The sequence below is a fragment of the Streptomyces sp. M2CJ-2 genome, assembly GCF_016757295.1.
Classification (GTDB): domain Bacteria; phylum Actinomycetota; class Actinomycetes; order Streptomycetales; family Streptomycetaceae; genus Streptomyces.
Genome location: NZ_JAESIF010000031.1, coordinates 21,521 through 42,356, shown reverse-complemented (window position 1 = coordinate 42,356; position 20,836 = coordinate 21,521). Strand labels below are relative to the sequence as shown.

Below are 20,836 nucleotides of genomic sequence, written 5' to 3'. Positions count from 1 at the left end.
CCGGGTCCCGGCGGGCCGCTGTGGCACGCTCACCGGGGTCCGCGACATCATGGCCCCTCAGGACCGCACACGGACGGGCAGGGATCACGTGGACACGATGGGCTCGCGCGGGTCCCCGGCTCGGCCGCTCGCACTCTGGGCGCTGACGAGGACCGTCCTGCTGCTGTGGGTCCTGAAGGTGGTCGTCTTCCCCGGACCGGACGTCACCAGCGACGTGTCCGGGATCTACCGGGGCTGGTACGACGTCCTGCGCACCGGGACGTTCCCGCTGGACGACGTGACCTGGCAGTACCCGCCCGCGGCGGCGCTGGCGATCCTCGCCCCCGGCCTGCTGCCGTTCCTGGAGTACACCACGGCCTTCTTCGTCCTGGTGCTCCTCGCCGACCTGGCCACCCTGGCACTGCTGCTGTACGCGGGCGGACGGCCGGGCCGGAGCCGTCGCGGCGCCTGGGTGTGGGTGGCGGGCGTGCCGCTGCTCGGGCCGACGGTGTACGCCCGCTACGACGTGATGGTGACCGCGGTGGCGGTGGCCGCGCTGCTGGCCGGTGCCCGGCGCCCCCGGCTGCTGGGGGCGCTGGCGGCCTTCGGCGCGTTGCTGAAGGTGTGGCCGGCGATGCTGCTGCTCGGTGTCCGCCGGCGTTCCGCGTGGGTGTCGGCCGCGGTGACCGGTGTCGCGGTGGCGGGCGTGTTCGCGGTGCTCATGCCGGGCGCTTTCGCGTTCCTGGGCTTTCAGCGCGACCGGGGCACGGAGGTGGAGTCGCTGGGCGCGCTGGTCTTCCACGTCGCCCGGCACCACGGCTGGGACGGCCAGGTGCTGCTCAACTACGGCTCGGTGGAGTTCCTCGGCCCCTATGTGACCTGGGTGAGCACGGGCGCCATGGTCCTGACCGGGGCGGCCCTGGCCTGGCTGGTGCTGTGGCGGCTGCTGGCCACCCGCTTCGAGCCGCACACCCTCGCCGACGCCGCGTTCGTGGCCGTGCTGATGTTCACCACCACCAGCCGGGTGATCAGCCCGCAGTACATGGTGTGGCTGGTCGGGCTCGCCGCGGTCTGCCTGTGCCACCGTGGGAGCCGGATGCGGCTGCCGGTGGCCCTGGTGCTGGTCGCGTCGTTCGTGACGGTGCTGGAGTTCCCGCTGTGGTTCGCGCACGTCGTGGCCAGTGACCCGCTCGGCGTCGCCCTGCTGTTCCTCCGCAACGGCCTGCTGGTGGCCGCCACCTTCCTCGCCGCCCGCGCCCTGTGGCGCGCGACGGTCCCCCGAGGGATCCCGCCCGCGGCACCCGCTCCCCACCCCCGGAGCGCCGCGGAAGCACCGGTCTCCTCCTGACCGGTCTCCTCCCGGTCCCGGCCCGGTCTCCCGGTGCGGCGAACGCCCGGGCCGGATCAGTGGAGCTGCTCGCGCAGGTAGTCCTGCCAGGCGATGGTGAAGGCCTCCGGTGTGGTGCCGAGGACCCGGTGCATCGCGTCCTCGACCGCTCCGTCCCGCCGCGCGTGCGCGCCCACGGCACGATAGAACGCGCCGAGGCGTTCCTCGCCCCAGCGCTCCGCGATGAGGCGGCAGGCCATCCAGCCGCTCTCGTAGGCGCGGGCGAGGCCGTCGGCGTCGCCGGAGAAGCCGAAGTCGCCGTCGTCCGGCAGCCCGGAGGGCACCTCCCCGTGACTCACCGCACGGGCGAGTTCCGGTGCCGCGTCGGCCGGGAGGTGGTCGCCGCCCCGGTAGCCGACCCAGTCCGCGAAGCCCTCGGACAGCCACAGCGGGGTCGAGGCGGTGGTGTGGGCGCGGGTGGCGACATGGGTGGTCTCGTGGGTGACCACGACCTGCCGGCCCGAGTCGCCGAGCAGCCCGAAGGCCTCCGGGTTGACGATGACCCGGTCCGCGGGTGACTTCGCGCCGGCGCCGGTCTCGCCGGTGGTGACGGCCGCGATCCCCCGGTAGGAGGAGGCGGGCGAGCCCAGCAGCCCCGCCATCTCCTCCAGGGAACCCGGGACCAGGACGACGACGCGCCGTTCCCACCGCGGGCCCCACACGTCCGACACCGACGGCACCGCGCGGTCGGCCAGTTCGGCGTAGTCGCGCAGTTTCCCGTCGGGCTGCCCGACACCGAGCACCAGGCTCCGCTCCCCGTGCACGGCACGCACCACGCCCTGGTCCCAGAGCTGTCGGCCGGCCTTCCCGGCCGGCCGGTCGGAGTCGACGGACCACCGGCCGTCGTCGTGCCGCATCAGGCGCAGGGTGCGGGCGGTGGTGACCGGGGCCCGGTCGTAGCCCGCGACGCGGTAGCCGAGGTCGGCGTCGACGGTGGCGGTGTCGCCCGTGCGGCGCACCGCGGTCACGCGGTAGGTCCAGTCGGCCAGCGGCACCTCGCGCAGGCCGGCGTACCCGGCCCGGGTGCCGGTACGGGCGTAGGCGGCGGCGTCGTGGCCGAGGAGGGCTTCGGCCCGCCGGTCGAGCAGTGCCTGCACCTCGGCGCGGGCGCCGTCGACGGCCGGCCGGTCGCCGCAGCCGACCAGGGAGACGAGCAGCAGACACAGCACCGTCACCGGCGCACCCGACACCCGCCTTCGATCAGCCACCCTTGTGAGGGTACGGACGCCGGGCCGCTCCGGTCAGACCCTGGTGACGGACGAGACCGGCATCATCCCGACCGGGTCGTAGCGCACGGGGGCGCCGGGGTAAGGGGCGTGGATCACCTGGCCGTTGCCCGCGTACATCCCGACATGGCTGGCGTCGGACCGGTAGAGCACCAGGTCGCCGGGCCGGGCCTGGGAGAGCGGGACCTGCCGGCCGGCGTGCCGCTGGGCCTGCGAGGTGCGTGGCAGGGCCACCCCGGCCTGCGCGTACGACCACTGCATCAGGCCGGAGCAGTCGAAGCCCGAGGGCCCGTTGGCGCCCCAGACGTAGGGCGAGCCGAGGGCGGAGCCGGCGGCGGCGACGGCGTCGGCCGCGCGGCCGGAGGCGGCCGCGGTGCCGAGCGGGCCGGAGCGGCCGGATCGGGCAGCCCGCTCGTAGGCGGCGCGTTCGGCGTCGGGGAGCGCGTCGAGCAGCCGCCGGGCCTCGGCGAGTTTGCGCTCCACGGTCTTCTTGTGGGCGGCGGCCGCCTTGCGGCTCCGTTCCAGCTCTTCCAGCTTGTGGGACGCCCTCGCGCGGTTCTGGTCCAGGGAGCGCCCGGCCTTCTGGAGTTCCTTCAGCCGGCCGGCCTGGCGGACGGTGAGCCGGTCGAGCACCGAGGCCCGCTCGAGGTAGTCCTCCGGGTCGTCGGAGAGGAGCAGGATGAGGGAGGCGTCGAGGCCGCCGGAGCGGTACTGCGCGCCGGCCAGCGAACCGAGCGACTCCCGCAGGGTGTTGACACGCTCCTGCTGCCGGGCGATCTCGTCCTGGACGGTGTTGATCCGCCCCCGCAGGGTGTCCGCGCGGGAGTCGGCCTCGTTGTACGCCTCGGTCGCCCGCTCGGCCTCCTCGTAGAGGCGGTCCACGTCTGCCGTCGGGTCGTCGTGCGGGACGGCCGTCGCCGGTAAGGCACCCAGGGCGGCTGCCGCCGCGGACAGGAGACCTACGGCGACGGTGGTGCCCCGGTCGAGACCGGGGGAGGGTGCAAGGCGTCGATGGGACCCCACGGGGACCGCGCTCCTTCCGCTGACGGACAGGGAAACGCGGCAGACAGTAACCCCGAGGCGGGCGGCCGACCAACGACCCGGGTGACCACGCACGGTGACGCCCCGCCTCTGACCGCAGGTCACAGGCGGGGCGTGGGGTCGGACGGCGGACCGCGGTTCCCCCGAACGGAGGCACGCGACCCTGCCGCGGCCGACAGGAGGCCGACAGGAGGCCGAGCCGGGTCCGACAGATCCTGTGGGCCGCCGCGGGTCGGCCGTTCCTAGACGCGGACGCCGAACATGAACGGGCCGCCGATGGTGTTCATCGACTCGTAGCGGACGACGGTGCCGCTGCGCGGGGCGTGGATGATCTGGCCGTTGCCCGCGTAAAGACCCACGTGGTGCAGGTCGTTGAAGAAGAAGACCAGGTCGCCGACCTGGAGCTGGCTGGCCGAGTAGATCCTGGTGCCCGCGCCGGTCTGCGCCTCGGAGGTGCGCGGGAGGCCGACGCCGGCCTGGGCGTACGCCCAGGAGGTCAGGCCCGAGCAGTCGAAGGAGGACGGGCCGGTGGCGCCGTAGACGTAAGGGGTGCCGAGCTTGCTCTGGGCGGCGGCGAAGGCGGCGCCGGCGCGGCCGGAGCCGCTCGAGACCGGGGCGGAGGTGCCGGTACCGGCGGCGGTGCCGGCGTCGGCACCGGAAGCCTTGAGGACCTCCCGCTCGCTGGCGCGGGTGGCGCGGGCCTCCTCCTCGGCGAGCTGCGCCTTCTCCTCCGCGGTCAGGCTGTTGAGCAGCTTCTGCGCGGCGCCCAGCTTGCCCTGGACTTCCTTCTTCTTCTTGCCCAGTTCGGTGCGGGTGGAGGCGAGGTCCTCGAGCTTGCCGGAGGCCTCGGAGCGCTGCTGAGCGAGCTCGCGCTGCTTCTCCTGGATCTTCTTCAGCGCGTCGACCTGCTGGGTGCTGAGCTGGTCGAGGGTGGCCGCCTTGTCGAGGTAGTCGTCCGGGTCGGCGGAGAGGAAGAGCTGGAGCGAGGGGTCCAGGCCGCCGCTGCGGTACTGGGCGCTGGCCATCGAACCGAGGCCGTCGCGCAGCTCGTTGAGCTCCTGCTGGCCCTTGGCGACGTTGTCCTGGATCGTGGAGATCTCCTTCTGGAGCTTCTCCTGCTTCTCCTTGGCGCCGTTGTACTTCTCGGTGGCCTGCTCCGCCTGCTGGTAGAGCTTGTCGACCTTGGCCTTCACCTCGCCCTTGCTCGGCTTCTCGCTGGGGGCCGCGTTGGCGGCCTGCGAGCTCAGGACGACGGCAGCTGCGGCAGCGGTGGTGAGCACAGTGACACGTGCCCGGTTCGGCTGCTTGGGACGACGGTGGGACGCCACGAAGGCGAGCTCCTTCTTCCTCCAGCCGCCTACCGACACGCCGGCGGGCGGGACCTCCGCCGTCGCCACCCCATGTGAACGATCACCCGAGCGGAGGTTCGAGGCCTGACCCTAGTGATTGTCTTGTGATCAGTTCAAATCCTCGGGCACGAAATCTACGTCACAGTGCGTTTCTCTGCCCTCAACTCACGTGCAGTGATGTCGGTCTGACGCTACGTTGCGTGAATACCGCGCCAATTCGGTCAATCGGCGGGTACGTTGCGGTTGGTACTTACGTTCCGGATGGGACGTACCGCACCGCCGTCGCCACTGGGCTTCGCGTCCTGCGCCCTACGCCCGGGAGAAGCGCTTCAGCAGGACCGCCGACGCGACCGGGCGGGCACCCGCGCGGGCGACTCCGTCGGCGACCTCGCGGTCGGTGGAGACGACGATGACCGGCCGCCCCGGCGGCTCGGCCCGGACCAGCTGGCGGATCAGCTCGTCGGCGGTGACACCGGGCTTGGAGAACAACACCCGCACCCCGCGCGGCGGCGCCAGCAGTACGGGAGCGGCCAGTTCGGCCCCGTCGAAGACGCAGGTCACCTCGGCGCCGGTCTGTGCGGCGAGCTGGGCGAGCTGGCCGAGCACCCGCAGGCGCTGCTTCTCCAGCGGCATCTGGGGATAGCCGGTCTTGGTGACGTTGTAGCCGTCGACGACGAGATGCGCCTGCGGCAGCGCCAGCAGCTGGTCGAGGACGGCCGGGTCGTCCTCGGACAGCGCCCGGGCCGCGATGTCCTTGGGGGACATGCGTCCCGGCTCGACGGCGTCCACGGTCTCGGCGGGCCGGACGGACACGGGGGGCAGCGCGAGCTCGCGCCGGAGCCCCTGGGCGGCGTCCAGCACGGTGTCCAGGAGCAGCCGCACCCGCATGTCCTCGACGCTGCGCCCCTCCCGGGCGGCCCGGCGGGCGGCCTCCAGGGCGGCCTCCGACTCGCCGAGGCGCGCCTTGAGCCGCCGGCTCTCGCTCTCGGCGGCGGACACCTGTGCCTGCCCGTCGGCGCGGACGGCGTCCAGCTCCCCCTGCAGTTTGCGCAGCGCGGCCGCACCGCGCTTGACGTCACTGAGCGCGGACCGCAGCTTGCGGTGCAGGGAATCCGCTTCTTTCCTGGCCGAGTCCAGGTCGCCGCGCAGCCGCTCGGTCTCGGACCTGGCGTGCTCACGGGCGCGGGCGAGTTCGGCGCGCAGCCGCTCCACCTCGGCCCGGTTCTCCTCGTCGGCGCGCTCGGCGTCGGCCCGCTGGGCCTCCTCGCCCGCGGCGGTCACCAGCTTCACCCAGCCGGGCGGCCGCATGACATAGGCCGCGGCCGCCACGTCCAGCGGGTCGGCGGCCGGGGGCGGGGAGCCCGACTCGAGGGCGCCGGACAGTTCCGGCTGGGCCTCTTTCAGCCGCTCCGCGATGCGCTGGCGGAACAGCGGTTCGCTCTCCAGCGCGGCGGCCATGGCGTTGCCGGCGAACTTGGCGCGGCGGTTCGGGGCGAACCGGGCGTACTGCCTGAGCTGGGCGGGCAGCTCGGCGACCGTCAGTCCGCCGAAGCCGTCGGAGACGATCTGGACGACCCGGCGGCGCACGCCGTCGGGCAGCGGACGGTCGAGCACCTCAGCGGCGCCGCCCTCCGGCTCCCCGCCCGCGGTCTCCACCATCCGTCACACCCCAATGCCTGTGCGCGACCCCGCGTGCGGGGTCTTCCGAGCGGGGCCCGCTCCCCTCAGGAGCCGGCACCCGGCCTGTCGACGAGTTCCACCTGGTCCACGGCGTTGCACCAGCGGCACCGCACCGACTCGATCGTCTCACCGAGGACCTCGCGCTCCTCGACCTTCGGCTCCCCCGCCAGGTCGAGGTGGACGTACTCGACGACCTTGGACGAGCGGGTCACGTCGAACCGGGTGAGGTTGCCGCAGAGGGTGCAGCGCCACCGTGTCGAGGCAGTCGGTTGGGGGACCGTCATCGTGGCTCTTCGCCTTTCTTCCAGTGTCCGTGACGCACCGGGCACCCCGGCGCGTGTGGCACGTAACCCTACGGCCTGGCGGGTCCTCGCCGCCCGCCCGTCCACGGCGGCGAGGCGGTCTGTACGGTTACGTCCCCTTACGTCATGCTCTGTGTTCATGATCCGTGACTGGGGGACGTCGGCTGCCAGAGCGCTGAGGCGCCCGTCGGCACCGGTGACCCACACCCTCATCGTCCTGTGCTGCGCGGTCTTCCTCATCGGGCCGGCCGCGGGGCTCGATCCGGCGTACGGGTCCGGGGAGGAGTTGCTGGCCGCACAGCGGAGCTACTTCCACCGCTGGGGCGTGGTCCCCGCAGAACTGTTCGAAGGTTCCCCCGGCGCCGCTCTCACCCCCGCCACGGCCCTGTTCGTCCACGGCGGCTGGGTGCATCTGCTCGGCAACATGCTCTTCCTCCACGTCTTCGGGACGATGGCCGAGGCACGGATGGGCCGCCTGCAGTTCCTCCTGTTCTACCTCGGCTGCGGCTACCTGGCCCTGCTCGGCTACGCCGCCGTCCACATGGACTCCGAGCAGTCCGTGGTGGGGGCCTCGGGGGCGATCTCGGCGGTCCTCGGCGCGTTTCTCCTCCTGTTCCCCCGGGCGCGGGTGACCAGTCTGCTGCCGTTCCTGTTCTTCCTGCCGGTGCGCTTCCCGGCGTGGGTCGTGCTGCCGTTCTGGGCGGTGTCGCAGTGGCTGGCGGCGATGCCCGCCTCCGACGGTCCCGGTGTGGCGTATCTGGCGCACCTGGTGGGCTTCGGGCTGGGCTTCTGCTGTGCGTGGGCGCGTTTCCAGGGGGCGACTACAGTGAGAGCCGCCCCAGCTCCGGCCCCCGAGGGAGAGAACCAGCCGTGATCACCGCGATCGTCCTCATCAAGACCAGCGTGGACCGGATCCCCGAGATCGCGGAACAGATCGCCGCGCTGGACAGCGTCAGCGAGGTCTTCTCCGTCACCGGCACCTACGACCTGATCGCCATGGTGCGGGTGAAGCTGCACGAGGACCTGGCGGAGGTCATCCCGGGCCGGATCAGCAAGATCCCGGGCGTGGAGGGGACCGACACGCACGTGGCGTTCCGCGCGTACTCGCAGCACGACCTGGAGGCCGCGTTCGCGATCGGCCTGGACAGCTGAGGCGACCACCGCGGCCGGGCGGCCGGTGCTCGCCCTGGCCGGGACGCTCGGCGAGGGCGCGCACGAGGTGCCGGGCGTGGACGCCTGCCACGGCATCCTCCCCGCCCCGATGCCCCTCGCCGAGGCGCCGGGCCCGCGGCGCCGAACTCCTCACCGACGCCACGGAACGCGCCCTGCGCATGATCGTCCTGGGCACCCGCCTGCCCGGCCCCGCCTCCGCCGGGCTTTGGCCCGTCGCCCCGGGCGGCCCGGCTCAGACGGACGTGTCCGGTACGCAGCGGCCGTCGACCGTGCGGTAGCCGCACCGGGCGCCGTCCCGCACAAGCTCCCTGACGGCGCGGACGAAGCGCTCCACGTGTTCGTCCGGGGTGCCCGCGCCGAAGCTGACACGGATCGCGTCGAGGGGCCTCTCGCCGGACGCCGCCCCGGGGGCACCGCACTCGCCCGGGGTCCGCGGGTCGCCGCCGAGCAGGGCGCGCAGCAGCGGGTGGGCGCAGAACAGCCCGTCCCGTACGCCGATGCCGTACTCGGCGGACAGGGCCGCGGCGAAGTGGGAGCTGTTCCAGCCGTCGACGACGAAGGAGAGCACGCCGACGCGCGGCGCGTCGTCCCCGAACAGGGACAGGAACCGCACCTCGGGCACGTCCGCGAGCCCGTTTCGCACCGTGCGGATCAGCCGCTCCTCGCGGGCGGCCAGCGCGTCGAACCCGGCCTCGCCGAGCGCCTCGCAGGCCGAGGCGATGGCGTGGGCTCCGATGACGTTGGGCGAGCCCGCCTCGTGCCGGGCCGCGCCGTCGTGCCACCGGACGTCCAGCGAACCGTCCTCGCGCCGGGTGACGGTGCGGCTGGCGCCGCCGCCCGCGAGATAGGGCTCGGCCCGGCGCAGCCAGTCGGCGCGGCCGGCCAGGACACCGGAGCCGAACGGCGCGTACAGCTTGTGCCCGGAGAAGGCCACCCAGTCGACGTCCAGGTCACGCACGCTCACCGCGCGGTGCGGGGCGAGCTGGGCGGCGTCCAGGACGATCCGGGCGCCGTGCGCGTGGGCGGCGGCGGCCAGCTCCCGTACGGGCCACAGCTCGCCGGTGACGTTGGAGGCGCCGGTGACGCAGACCAGGGCCGGGCCGTGGGGCTCACGGTCGACGAGGGCGCGCTCCAGGGACCGCACGGCCTGCTCCGGACTGTCCGGGGCGTCGAGGAGGGTGACGCGGGAACCGCCGCGCCAGGGCAGCAGCGAGGCGTGGTGCTCGGTCTCGAAGACGAAGACCCGGCAGTCGTCCGGGAGGGCGGAGGCGAGCAGATTGAGCGAGTCGGTGGTGGACCGGGTGAAGACCACCTGGTCTCCGGTACGGCAGTCGAGGAACTCGGCGACGGTCCGGCGGGCGTTCTCGAAGAGCTCGGTGGAGAGCCGGGAGAGGTGTCCCGCGCCCCGGTGGACGCTGCCGTAGTACGGCGCGTACGCGGCCACGGCGTCCCACACGCGCTGGAGCGCGGGGGCGCTGGCGGCGTAGTCGAGCGCGGCGTGGCCGATCTCGCCGCCGGTGACGAGCGGGACGGCGACGTCGCGCCCCAGGACCGGCAGCAGCGCACCTCCGAACCGGTCGCCGGAGACGGCGGGGGTGACGGCGGGGACGGCTGAGACGGCTGAGACGGCTGGGACAGCGGAAACGGACATGGGTGAACTCCCGTGGAGGCAGGCGGAATCACCACGCGAGCGCACACGGCTCAAGCGTGGGAGAGGCGAGAAAACGGTGAGAAGGGGCGAAAAGGGATGCGGAGGCGGGGCTCTGCGGCCTCTTCGGGGCCGTCAGAAACGCCCTAGCGCATTCGCTGGTTCACCGGGAGGCTCCCTCGAACGACCAGGACCCCTGGTGTGTCCACTCGATCGAGTGCGAGGGGTCCGCGCTTGCCGCGAGCCCTGCTGCTCGCGGCCTGGTCCTCACCCGGGGCACCCCGCCACGGACGGAGGGTTGCCGGACAGCCGGCCGGGGCCTGATGACTGTCGCTCATGACCTGGTCCACGATCCTGCCACACGGTCCGCTACGCGCGGGGCGCGGTCCGGATCCTGGACGGTTCCGGACCGCGCCCCGGTCGCGTCGGACGCGGCCGGGCGGCGGCCGAACGGGGGCCGGCCGCCGCGGCGGCGGTTCACGCGTTGCTGACCGCCACCCAGTGCTCCAGGACCCGCTTGGCGGCTCCCGAGTCGATGGAGTCGGCGGCCTCGGCCATCCCGGCCCGGATCTGCTCCGCCAGGGTCCCGGTGCCCGGCTTCAGCGCCACCAGCGCCGCCGCCGAGTTCAGCAGCACCGCGTCCCGCACCGGGCCCCGCTCGCCGTCCAGCACCCGCCGGGCGACCTCGGCGTTGTACGAGGCGTCGGCGCCGCGCAGCGCCTCCAGCGGCACGGGCTCGATGCCGACGTCCCGCGGGTCGAAGTGCTCCTCGGTCACCTTGCCGTCCCGGACCACCCACACCCGCGAGGTGCCGGTGGTCGTCAGCTCGTCGAGGCCGTCGTCACCGCGGAACACCAGCGAGGAGTGGCCGCGGTCGGCGAACACACCGGCCATGATCGGCGCCATCCTCGGGTCGGCGACCCCGACGGCCTGGGCCCGGACCCGGGCCGGGTTGGCCAGCGGGCCCAGGAAGTTGAACACCGTACGGATGCCCAGCTGTCCTCGCGCGGCGGCCACATGGCGCAGCGCCGGGTGGAACTTCACCGCGAAGCAGAAGGTGATCCCGGCCTCCTCCGCGACCTCGGCGACCCGCTGCGGGGTCAGCTCCAGGTTGACGCCGAGCTTCTCCAGGACGTCGGAGGCGCCGGAGGCGGAGGAGGCGGCCCGGCTCCCGTGCTTGACGACCTTCGCCCCGGTGCCCGCGATGACGATCGAGGACATCGTGGAGATGTTCACCGTCTTGGCGCCGTCGCCGCCGGTGCCGACGATGTCGACGGTCTCCCCCGGCACCTCGATCGCGACGGCGTGCTCGTACATCGCCCGGACGCAGCCGACGATCTCGTCGACCGTCTCGCCCTTGGCCCGCAGGGACACGGCGAACCCGGCGATCTGTGCGTCGGTGGCCTCACCGCGCATGATCAGGTCCATCGCCCAGGCGGTGTCGTCGGCGGACAGGTCGTGTCCGTCCAGCAGTCCGTTCAGCAGGACGGGCCAGGAGCGGTCCGCCGCGGTATTGCCTCCTGCGGGGGTCACAGCGCTCATCTGCCGCTCCTGGGTCATAGACAGGTGTAAAGGGGGTTCACCCCCCACCTTATCCAGCCCGGAGCACGGCGAAGGGCCCCCGTCCGGTCTGCGGACGGGGGCCCTTCGCCGTCGTGTGGCGACTTGGGTGTCGTACGGGTTTCAGGTGATCAGTGGTGGCCGTGGCCGCTCGTGATCTCCTTGTACTCCTCGACGGTCGGCTTCGAGATCTGGGACCCCTCGCCGTAGTACCCCTTGCTGAGCTTGGCGCGCAGCCTCTCGGTCGGCTTCACCTTGCGCTCGACGCCGTTCTCGTCGACCAGCGGGCCGATCTCGACCGGCTTGTACTGCTCGTGCGCCGTGAGGGTGTGCAGCTGCTCCTGGCTGAGCGGCTCGTGGACCTCGATGAACTCACCGTGCGGCAGGCGCTTGATGATGCCCGACTCGCGGCCGTGCAGCACCTTGTCCTTGTCCCGGCGCTGCAGGCCGAGGCAGATCCGCTTGGTGACGATGAACGCCACCACGGGCCCGACGAAGAACCCGATCCGGACGAACCAGGTGATCGCGTTGATCGACAGGTTGAAGTGGGTGGCCCACAGGTCGTTGCCACCGCCGACGAGGGAGATGAAGTACAGGGTGATCCACGCGACGCCGAAGGCGGTGCGCGTCGGGGCGTTGCGCGGGCGGTCCAGGATGTGGTGCTCGCGCTTGTCCCCGGTGACCCAGGACTCGATGAACGGGTAGACCGCGATGGACACCAGGACCAGCCCGAAGACCATCAGCGGGATGAACACACCCAGGGCGAGCGTGTGGCCCCAGAAGTTGATCTCCCAGCCCGGCATCACACGGACCAGGCCCTCGGAGAAGCCCATGTACCAGTCGGGCTGGGCTCCGGTGGAGACCATGTCCGGCCGGTAGGGGCCGATGTTCCAGACCGGGTTGATCGTCGCGACCGCCGAGACGACGCACAGCACACCGAAGACCAGGAAGAAGAAGCCTCCGGCCTTGGCGATGTACACCGGCAGCAGCGGCATGCCCACGACGTTCTTGTTGCTCTTGCCGGGGCCCGCGAACTGCGTGTGCTTGTGGTAGAAGACCAGGATCAGGTGCGCCACCACGAGGCCGAGCATGATGCCCGGCAACAGCAGGATGTGGATCGAGTAGAACCGGGCGATGAAGTCGTCCCCCGGGAACTCCCCGCCGAAGAGGAACATCGAGATGTACGTGCCGACGATCGGCACGGACAGGATCGCGCCCTGCGTGAAGCGGATGCCGGTGCCGGAGAGCAGGTCGTCCGGGAGCGAGTAGCCGGTGAACCCGGTGAACATGCCCAGGACGAGCAGCAGGAAGCCGAACACCCAGTTGACCTCACGCGGCTTGCGGAACGCACCGGTGAAGAACACGCGCATCATGTGCACGAACATGCCGGCCACGAAGATCAGCGCGGCCCAGTGGTGGATCTGCCGGATCAGCAGACCGCCACGGACGTCGAAGCTGATGTCCAGCGTCGACTTGTAGGCCTCACTCATCAGCTGTCCCTGCATCGGGACGTAGCTGCCGTGGTACACCACCTCGTTCATCGACGGGTGGAAGAACAGCGTCAGATACACACCCGTGAGGATGATGATGATGAAGCTGTAGAGGCAGACCTCACCCAGCATGAACGACCAGTGGTCCGGGAAGATCTTGCGCATGTTGGCCTTGGCCAGGGAGTAGATCCCCAGCCGGCTGTCCGCCCAGTCGGCGACCCGTTCGCCGGCCGGCGCCTTCCCACGGGAGCGACCCGCGCCCGATGGGTTCGTGCTGCTGGTCGTGGTACTCATCCGCGCTCCCAGAATGAAGGACCGACGGGCTCGTCGAAGTCGCCGAGCGCTTCGAGGTAGCCCTCGTCGTTCACACCGATGCGCAGCTGCGGCAGGGCGTGTCCGGCGGGACCGAAGATGACCCGGGCTCCGTCGGCAAGGTCGAAGGTGGACTGGTGGCAGGGGCACAGGGCGTGGTGCGTCTGCTGCTCGTACAGGGAGATCGGGCAACCGACGTGGGTGCAGATCTTCGAGTACGCGAGGATGCCCTGGTGCGACCACTCGAGCGACTGCTTGTCCTTGATGTCGTCCGGCTGGATGCGGACGAGCATCAGGGCGGCCTTGGCGATCTCGTTCATGAACCCGTGCTCGTCCTCCTCCAGGCCCTCGGGCTTGGCGAAGGTCAGCGAGCCCACGGCGATGTCGGACGCCCGCATCGGCTCGTTCGTGTTCATGTTGATGAGCAGCTTGCCCTTGGACCACAGGGTGTTGCGCAGCTTGTCCTCGGGCAGCGGCCCGAGGTCACGCAGCAGGACCACTCCGGAGAGCGGGAACAGGGCGAGCGCGCCGAACATCGTGTTGCGGATCAGCTTGCGCCGTCCGAGCGCCGACTCCTTGGCGCCCTGGCGGAAGTCGTCCATGACCTTCTCGCGGACCTCGGGCGGGGCCGCGATCGGGTGCCGCTCATCGGTGAGCTCGTGGTCCGACATCAGCGTGCGGGCCCAGTGGACCGCGCCGGCGCCGATGGCGAACAGGGCGACACCGAGGGTCGTACCGAGCGCGAAGTTCATCGCGCCGATCTGACCGAGCGGGAAGATGTAGACGGTCTTGTCGATCGGGATCGCCACGAACGAGACGATGAAGGCGACGGTGGCCAGCATCGACAGCGTGAACAGGAGTGCGACCGTACGCTCGGACCGCTTGGCGGCCCGCTCGTCGATGTCCTGGATCCGGGGCTCGTGCGGAGGCAGCCCGGGGTCGGCGAACGGGTTCTTCTCGTCCGCGACGCGGACCGCGCCGCCCTGCACTGCGGGCAGCTTCTCGTCGGGAGTCTCTTGGCTACTCATGACTTCCTGGCCTTTGCGGTCCGAGCGGCGACCCAGACGGCGGTCACGATCAGCCCGCCGAGTCCGAAGATCCACGCGAACAGACCCTCGGACACCGGGCCGAGCCCGCCGAGCGTCAGTCCGCCGGGGCTCGAGGTCTCCTTGCCGTTGACCGCGTTCACGTAGGCGATGACGTCCTTCTTGTTCTGCTCCGACAGCGAACCGTCGGGGAAGGAGGGCATGTTCTGCGGGCCGGTCAGCATGGCCTCGTAGATGTGCTTGGGGTCCACGTCCTCGAGGCTCGGGGCGTACTTGCCGTGCGTGAGCGCACCGCCCTGGCCGGTGAAGTTGTGGCACTGCGCGCAGTTGTTGCGGAACAGCTCACCGCCCTTGGCGATGTCGGCGCCCTCGGGGCCGTACTGCTCCTCGGTGGGAATGGCCGGACCGGCGCCCAGGGAGGCGATGAACGCCGCCAGCTGGTCGATCTCGGCCTGGTTGTAGACGGCCTTCTTCCGCGGGAGCTGCGCGCTCTGCGAGGTGGCGGCCGGCATCCGGCCGGTGGCCACCTGGAAGTCGACGGCCGCGGCGCCCACGCCCACCAGGCTGGGGCCGTCGGTGGTGCCCTGACCGCCGGTGCCGTGGCAGCTGGCGCAGCCGACGGCGTAGAGCTTCTTGCCCTCCTCGATGGCGAGGGACTGGGCGGTTTCGTCGGCCTGCGCCTTGCTCGCGGGTGCGAACACGGCGTACAGCCCCCCGGTGCATGCCAGCGCGAGGAGCAGAACGACGAGCGCCGCCAACGGGTGGCGTCGTCGTGCGGAGAGCTTTTTCACGGATTACCCCGGTGTCAGGATCTTCTGCGTCGATGCTTCTGGATGAGTGCGCTCTTCGAGCGCGCGGATTCGAGCCCGCCTACTTGATCATGTAGATCGTGGCGAAGAGCCCGATCCAGACGACATCGACGAAATGCCAGTAGTAGGACACGACGATGGCCGCCGTCGCCTGGTCATGGGTGAACCTCCGAGCCGCGTAGGTCCGGCCGAGGACCAGCAGGAAGGCGAACAGGCCGCCCAGAACGTGCAGGCCGTGGAAGCCGGTGGTCAGATAGAAGACCGAGCCGTACGGGTCGGAGGAGATGGTCAGACCGTAGTGCTTGACCAACTCGGTGTATTCCAGGACCTGACCGCCGACGAAGACCGATCCCATGATGAACGTGACGATGAACCACGCCCGGAGCTTCTTCACGTCACCGCGCTCGGCTGCGAACACGCCGAGCTGGCAGGTGAGGGAGGAGAGCACCAGGATCGTGGTGTTCGTCGCCGAGAACGGGAAGTTCAGGGTGTCGGCCTTCTCCGACCAGAAGTCGGGTCCGGTCACCGATCGCAGGGTGAAGTACATCGCGAAGAGGGCCGCGAAGAACATCAGCTCGGAACTCAGCCAGATGATGGTTCCGACGCTGGTGAGGTTCGGTCGGTTGACCGACGGGAGCGCGTGCCCGGTGTCTACTGTCGTTGCTGTCGCCACGCCGACATTATGTCGGTCGCTTATCCCGCCCTCACCCCGGGGGGTGCCGTTCGGTGTGTTCGCCCCTCCTGTAGTGCCCGGATGGCCCATCGAAGCGACGTCCGAACCAGTGTTGACAAGCTGCCGGAAGGGGTAGCATCCGCGCCATCGGCACGCGCGGTACCGCCGATGCCGAGCCCCCTCAGAAGCGTGGAGGAACAATGCAGGCGACCGCCACGGTGCTGGTCTACAGCGACAACGCCAACACCCGGGAGCAGGTGCGGCTCGCCACCGGCCGGCGGCCGGCCCCGGACGTGCCCGTCGTGGAGTTCCTGGAGTGCGCGACCGTCCCGGCCGTCCTCCGGGAGCTGGACCGGGGCGGCATCGACGTCTGCGTCCTGGACGGCGAGGCCACGCCCATGGGCGGCATGGGCCTGTGCCGGCAGATCAAGGACGAGATCTTCGAGTGCCCGCCGGTGCTGCTGCTCATGGGCCGGCCCCAGGACGCCTGGCTGGCCACCTGGAGCCGTGCGGAGGCGGCTGTGACGCTGCCGGTGGAGCCGGTGGAGTTCGCCTCGGCCCTCGCCTCCCTGCTGCGGCAGAAGAGCGCCCTGAACGTCTGACCGCACGGTCCTCACCGGCGCGGCGCTCGCGGTGGCTCTCGGCCCGTCGTTCGAGGTCAGGCCGGCTGCGGGCGCAGGCGTGCCTTCTCCTCGGGGGCGGGGCCCGCCGCGGCACCGCCCGTCAGGGCGCTGCCCGCGCGCCAGTCGGTCCAGCTGAGGTTCCAGTCGCCGAAGCCGTTGCCGAACGGCTCCATGTCGGCGCCGCCCGAGTTCACGACCGTGACCAGGTCACCCTTGCGGACGGTGCCGTAGAACCACTCGGCCTCGCCGGTGCTCATGCCGACGCAGCCGTGGCTGACGTTGGCGTACCCCTGGGAGCCGACGGACCAGGGGGCTGCGTGCAGGTACTCGCCGCTCCAGGTCACCCGGGCGGCGAAGTGGACGGGCATGTCGTAGGACTCCGCGGAGCCCTCGGCTATGCCTATGGTGCTGCTGCGCATCTGCACGGTGCGCTCCTTGCCGAGGACCACCTTGACGCCGTTGCGTGTCTCGAACCCGGGTTTGCCGGCGGTGACGGGGATCGTTTTGATCTGCTTGTCGCCCTTGTACACCGTCAGCCGGTGCGACGCGACGTCGGTGACGGCTATGACGCGCTCGCCGGTCCTGATCGTCAGCGGTTCGGTCCGGCCGCCCCGGAGGCGGTCGTTGATCCTGACGCCCTCCAGGGTGCTGCGCACCCGGACGGTGGCGTTCTCGGGCCAGTAGTCCTTCGGGCGGAAGTGGAGCTTCTTGTCGTCCACCCAGTGCCAGATGCCCGCCACCGAGGGTGTGGAGGTCACCTTCAGGCCGCGCTCCACGACGGCGCGCTGCGCGGGGTCCTTGATCGGTTCGGTCAGCTCGGCGGTGAGCGGCTGGCCGACGCCGTAGGTGCCCGCTTCGGGGCCGAAGGCGACGCCCAGGTGCTTGCTGGCGGGCTTGCCGGTGGTGAGGGCGAGGACCTTGCGGCCGGGGGCGCCGTCCACGCCCTCGGTGCTCACCCGGATCGTGTAGCTCGCGTCGGCGACGAGCGGGGAGGTGCTGTGCCAGCGGCTGCCGTCGGCGGCGAGTTCGCCCGCCACGTGGCGGCCCTTGGTGTCCACGGCCGTGACGTCGGTGATGCGCCCGTCGGAGTCCTCGGCGACGACCTCCAGGGGCGTGTCCGGGTCGGCCGTCCCGCCTTCGGCGGTGGGGCCGTTGAAGGATATCTGGTCCGCCGCGTCGTAGGGCTCGGCGGACAGCGGGTCGCCGGCGGCGGAGCAACCGGCGACGCCCGCACCCAGGGCGATCACCAGCAGCATGCGGCCGACGACGGTGCGGTTGCGCGGATCACGTCTCATGGCCTCACGCTAGGAAGCCACGTCAAGTCCGGCGCGCCGGAAGACTCGAACGAGTGACATGGAACGTGGCAGACGCAGGGCCCGGACGCTCCTGACGGAGTGTCCGGGCCCTGCGGCGCGCGGCATGTGCTACTGGGTGCGGTTCTCACCGTGGTAGTACTCGAGGACCCAGCCCAAGATGCTGAGCAGGATCAGCGGCAGCGCGAAGTACATCAGCCACCAGCCGACGGCGATGGCCAGGAAGCCGACGGCACCGCCGAGCCCGAGACCGAGCGGCTGCCAGCTGTGCGGGCTGAAGAACCCGACCTCGCCGGCGTCGTCGGCGACGTCCGCCTCCTTGTTGTCCTGCGCGCCCACGTCGACCCGCCGGGCGGTGAAGCCCAGGTAGAAGCCGACCATGATGCTCAGGCCGAAGGCCAGGAAGAGGGCGGTGGTGCCGGCCGGCTCCTTCGACCACACGCCGTAGACGACCGCCACGACGAGCAGGAAGAGGCTCAGCCACATGAACATCTTGCCCTGGATCTTCACTTGCCGGCCTCCTTGCCACCGGAGAGGACCTTCTCACCGTGACCGGCGTTCTCGAGCTGGTCGAGGGCGGCGATCTCCGGGTGGTGGAGGTCGAAGGCCGGGGATTCGGAGCGGATCCGCGGCAGGGTGAGGAAGTTGTGCCGGGGCGGCGGGCACGAGGTGGCCCACTCCAGGGAGCGGCCGTAGCCCCACGGGTCGTCGACCTCGATCTTCTTGCCGTACTTGGCCGTCTTCCAGATGTTGTAGAAGAACGGCAGCAGCGACATGCCGAGCAGGAACGAGGCGATCGTGGAGACCGTGTTCAGCGCGGTGAAGCCGTCGGCCGCCAGGTAGTCCGAGTAGCGGCGCGGCATGCCCTCGGCGCCCAGCCAGTGCTGGATCAGGAAGGTGCCGTGGAAGCCGATGAACAGCGTCCAGAAGGTGATCTTGCCGAGCCGCTCGTCGAGCATCTTGCCGGTGAACTTCGGCCACCAGAAGTGGAAGCCGGCGAACATCGCGAAGACCACGGTGCCGAACACCACGTAGTGGAAGTGCGCCACCACGAAGTACGAGTCGGTGACGTGGAAGTCCAGCGGCGGCGAGGCCAGGATGACCCCGGTCAGACCACCGAACAGGAAGGTGATCAGGAAGCCGATGGACCAGAGCATCGGGGTCTCGAAGCTCAGCGACCCCTTCCACATGGTGCCGACCCAGTTGAAGAACTTCACGCCGGTCGGGACCGCGATCAGGAAGGTCATGAAGGAGAAGAACGGCAGCAGGACACCGCCGGTGGCGTACATGTGGTGCGCCCACACCGTCACCGACAGACCCGCGATCGCGATCGTCGCGCCGACCAGACCCATGTAGCCGAAGATCGGCTTGCGGCTGAAGACCGGCACGATCTCACTGACGATGCCGAAGAACGGCAGCGCGATGATGTACACCTCGGGGTGACCGAAGAACCAGAACAGGTGCTGCCACAGCAGCGCCCCGCCGTTGGTGGCGTCGAAGATGTGCGCGCCGAACTTCCGGTCGTACTCGAGCGCGAACAGCGCGGCGGCCAGCACCGGGAAGGCGAGCAGGACCAGGACACCGGTCAGCAGCACGTTCCAGGTGAAGATCGGCAGGCGGAACATGGTCATGCCGGGAGCGCGCATGCAGATGATCGTGGTGATGAAGTTGACCGAGCCCAGGATGGTGCCGAAGCCCTGGAGGGTCAGACCCATGATCCACATGTCGGAGCCGGCACCCGCCGAGCGGACCGCGTCCGAGAGCGGGGCGTAGCCGGTCCAGCCGAAGCTGGCGGCCCCGTCCGGGGTGAGGAAACCGCCGATCGCGATCAGCGAGCCGAACAGGTAGAGCCAGTAGGCGAACATGTTCAGCCGCGGGAAGGCGACGTCGGGGGCGCCGATCTGCAGCGGCATGATCCAGTTCGCGAAGCCGACGAACAGCGGCGTCGCGAACATCAGCAGCATGATCGTGCCGTGCATCGTGAACGCCTGGTTGAACTGCTCGTTCGACATGATCTGCAGACCCGGCCGGGCGAGTTCCGCGCGCATCACCAGCGCGAGGATGCCACCGATGCAGAAGAACGCGAACGACGTCACCAGGTACATGGTGCCGATCGTCTTGTGGTCCGTGGTCGTCATCCACTTGACCATGATGTTGCCGGGCTGCTTGCGCCGTACCGGCAGCTCGTTCTCATAGGAGTCCACAGTTGCCGCGGCACCCTGGGATTCGTTGAGGATGCTCACAGTGTGCTCGTCTCCCGGTTCTTCTCGTGGCTCGTCTGCGCGATGCCGGCGGGAACGTAACCGGTCTGCCCCTTCTCCGCGAGCTCCTTGAGGTGCGCCTCGTAGCGCTCGGGGGAGACGACCTTCACGTTGAACAGCATCCGGGCGTGGTCGACACCGCAGAGCTCGGCGCACTTGCCGAGGAAGGTGCCCTCACGGTTGGGGACCACCTCGAAGGCGTTGGTGTGGCCCGGGATGACGTCCTGCTTCATCATGAACGGCACCACCCAGAAGGAGTGGATGACGTCGCGCGAGGTCAGGACGAACCGGACCCGCTTGCCCTCGGGCAGCCACAGGGTGGGGCCCGGGTTGTTCGTCTGCGGGTTCCGCGTGGAGGGGGTACCGCAGTCGTTGACACCGCCGGCGTCGGCCGGGAAGGCGTTCCTGTAGCGGTCCGGGATCGCGTCGAGTTCCTTGGAGGTCTTCGCGTCGCCGGAGGAACCCTCGACGTTCTCGATGTAGTTGAAGCACCAGCTCCACTGGAAGCCGACGACGTTCACGGTGACGTCGGGCTTGTCGAGCTTCATCAGCTCGGACTCGTCCCGTGCCGTGAAGTAGAAGAAGACCGAGACGATGATGAGCGGAACCACGGTGTACAGCGCCTCGATGGGCATGTTGTACCGGGTCTGCGGAGGTACCTCGACCTTGGTGCGGCTGCGCCGGTGGAAGAAAGCACTCCACAGGATCAGGCCCCACACGAGCCCGCCGATGGCGAGCGCGGCCGCCCACGAACCCTGCCACAGGGAGAGGATTCGCTCGGCCCCCTCTGAGGTGGGGGTGGGCATACCAAGGCGAGGGAAGTCCTCCCATGTGCAACCGGTGGCGGTCGCCAGGACCAGGCCCGCGGTCAGTGCCTGCAGCAGCTTCCGCCGCATCGGGCGCCGCGGCTTGGGGGTACCACCCACGCCCTTCAGGCCGTGGGGGAGGTCGGAGCCGTTGGGAC

General features: G+C 70.6%; 19 protein-coding genes, 1 pseudogene and 1 riboswitch. Of the genes and pseudogenes, 5 read left to right on the top strand and 15 right to left on the bottom strand.

The features are described 5' to 3' along the window. Nucleotides 1-88: 88 nt before the first annotated feature. A complete protein-coding gene (locus JL475_RS22460) occupies nt 89-1,327 on the top strand; it encodes a glycosyltransferase 87 family protein (protein ID WP_202279618.1) in 1,239 nt (412 codons plus the stop codon). 56 nt (nt 1,328-1,383) lie between these two features. Here the strand turns inward: JL475_RS22460 and JL475_RS22455 are convergent, their stop codons facing one another. The 5 genes from JL475_RS22455 to JL475_RS22435 all read right to left on the bottom strand — a co-directional run bounded on the left by JL475_RS22455 (nt 1,384) and on the right by JL475_RS22435 (nt 6,946). Continuing rightward, entirely contained in the window at nt 1,384-2,574 is a 1,191-nt protein-coding gene (locus JL475_RS22455) for a nuclear transport factor 2 family protein (RefSeq protein WP_202279617.1), read from the bottom strand. Nucleotides 2,575-2,607: 33 nt separating this feature from the next. Further along, nucleotides 2,608-3,615: an NlpC/P60 family protein gene (locus tag JL475_RS22450; RefSeq protein ID WP_202279616.1), complete on the bottom strand. Its 1,008-nt coding sequence runs from the start codon at nt 3,613-3,615 to the stop codon at nt 2,608-2,610. A 260-nt stretch (nt 3,616-3,875) separates the two neighbouring features. Further along, nucleotides 3,876-4,961: a C40 family peptidase gene (locus JL475_RS22445; protein WP_202279615.1), complete on the bottom strand. Its 1,086-nt coding sequence runs from the start codon at nt 4,959-4,961 to the stop codon at nt 3,876-3,878. A gap of 330 nt (nt 4,962-5,291) precedes the next feature. Then, nucleotides 5,292-6,641, bottom strand: coding sequence for an NYN domain-containing protein (locus JL475_RS22440; protein ID WP_202279614.1), 1,350 nt, complete (start codon nt 6,639-6,641; stop codon nt 5,292-5,294). A 65-nt stretch (nt 6,642-6,706) separates the two neighbouring features. Then, nucleotides 6,707-6,946, bottom strand: a complete 240-nt coding sequence (locus JL475_RS22435) for a hypothetical protein (RefSeq protein ID WP_109377913.1) — start codon at nt 6,944-6,946, stop codon at nt 6,707-6,709. Between the two features lie 157 nt (nt 6,947-7,103). Here JL475_RS22435 and JL475_RS22430 point away from each other — a divergent pair, with 157 nt between their 5' ends. The 3 genes and pseudogenes from JL475_RS22430 to JL475_RS40180 all read left to right on the top strand — a co-directional run. Next, entirely contained in the window at nt 7,104-7,838 is a 735-nt protein-coding gene (locus JL475_RS22430) for a rhomboid family intramembrane serine protease (RefSeq protein WP_202279613.1), read from the top strand. Next, a complete protein-coding gene (locus tag JL475_RS22425; RefSeq protein ID WP_202279612.1) occupies nt 7,835-8,116 on the top strand; it encodes an Lrp/AsnC family transcriptional regulator in 282 nt (93 codons plus the stop codon). Before JL475_RS22430 ends, JL475_RS22425 begins: the two co-directional genes overlap by 4 nt. Before the next feature lie 16 nt (nt 8,117-8,132). Further along, a pseudogene (locus tag JL475_RS40180) lies at nt 8,133-8,415 on the top strand (glycerate kinase); the annotation flags it as partial. On the opposite strand, the gene JL475_RS22420 reads toward JL475_RS40180, so the two are convergent. The 6 genes from JL475_RS22420 to JL475_RS22395 form a co-directional block, all read right to left on the bottom strand. Next, entirely contained in the window at nt 8,370-9,788 is a 1,419-nt protein-coding gene (locus tag JL475_RS22420; protein WP_202279611.1) for an aminotransferase class V-fold PLP-dependent enzyme, read from the bottom strand. The pseudogene JL475_RS40180 and the gene JL475_RS22420 overlap by 46 nt on opposite strands. Nucleotides 9,789-10,010: 222 nt before the next feature. After that, nucleotides 10,011-10,127: riboswitch (SAM riboswitch) on the bottom strand. A gap of 135 nt (nt 10,128-10,262) precedes the next feature. Then, nucleotides 10,263-11,327, bottom strand: coding sequence for an anthranilate phosphoribosyltransferase (gene trpD / locus JL475_RS22415; protein WP_202279610.1), 1,065 nt, complete (start codon nt 11,325-11,327; stop codon nt 10,263-10,265). A 149-nt stretch (nt 11,328-11,476) separates the two neighbouring features. After that, nucleotides 11,477-13,129, bottom strand: a complete 1,653-nt coding sequence (locus JL475_RS22410; RefSeq protein ID WP_202279609.1) for a ubiquinol-cytochrome c reductase cytochrome b subunit — start codon at nt 13,127-13,129, stop codon at nt 11,477-11,479. Continuing rightward, a complete protein-coding gene (locus tag JL475_RS22405) occupies nt 13,126-14,175 on the bottom strand; it encodes a ubiquinol-cytochrome c reductase iron-sulfur subunit (protein ID WP_202279608.1) in 1,050 nt (349 codons plus the stop codon). Before JL475_RS22405 ends, JL475_RS22410 begins: the two co-directional genes overlap by 4 nt. Further along, nucleotides 14,172-14,984 (bottom strand): c-type cytochrome, encoded by an 813-nt coding sequence (locus tag JL475_RS22400; protein ID WP_202279607.1) that lies wholly within the window; start codon nt 14,982-14,984, stop codon nt 14,172-14,174. The genes JL475_RS22405 and JL475_RS22400 overlap by 4 nt, the downstream gene beginning before the upstream one ends. A 79-nt stretch (nt 14,985-15,063) precedes the next feature. After that, nucleotides 15,064-15,675, bottom strand: coding sequence for a heme-copper oxidase subunit III (locus JL475_RS22395; protein ID WP_202279606.1), 612 nt, complete (start codon nt 15,673-15,675; stop codon nt 15,064-15,066). Between the two features lie 200 nt (nt 15,676-15,875). Here JL475_RS22395 and JL475_RS22390 point away from each other — a divergent pair, with 200 nt between their 5' ends. Beyond that, entirely contained in the window at nt 15,876-16,277 is a 402-nt protein-coding gene (locus tag JL475_RS22390) for a response regulator transcription factor (protein ID WP_202279605.1), read from the top strand. 56 nt (nt 16,278-16,333) lie between these two features. Here the strand turns inward: JL475_RS22390 and JL475_RS22385 are convergent, their stop codons facing one another. From JL475_RS22385 to coxB, 4 genes are all read right to left on the bottom strand, one after another. Beyond that, entirely contained in the window at nt 16,334-17,593 is a 1,260-nt protein-coding gene (locus JL475_RS22385; RefSeq protein WP_202279604.1) for an Ig-like domain-containing protein, read from the bottom strand. Nucleotides 17,594-17,722: 129 nt separating this feature from the next. Then, nucleotides 17,723-18,121 (bottom strand): cytochrome c oxidase subunit 4, encoded by a 399-nt coding sequence (locus JL475_RS22380; protein WP_202279603.1) that lies wholly within the window; start codon nt 18,119-18,121, stop codon nt 17,723-17,725. After that, nucleotides 18,118-19,854 (bottom strand): cytochrome c oxidase subunit I, encoded by a 1,737-nt coding sequence (gene ctaD, locus JL475_RS22375; protein WP_202279602.1) that lies wholly within the window; start codon nt 19,852-19,854, stop codon nt 18,118-18,120. Before ctaD ends, JL475_RS22380 begins: the two co-directional genes overlap by 4 nt. Beyond that, nucleotides 19,851-20,768, bottom strand: coding sequence for a cytochrome c oxidase subunit II (gene coxB / locus JL475_RS22370; RefSeq protein WP_202279661.1), 918 nt, complete (start codon nt 20,766-20,768; stop codon nt 19,851-19,853). The genes ctaD and coxB overlap by 4 nt, the downstream gene beginning before the upstream one ends. Nucleotides 20,769-20,836: the final 68 nt, after the last annotated feature.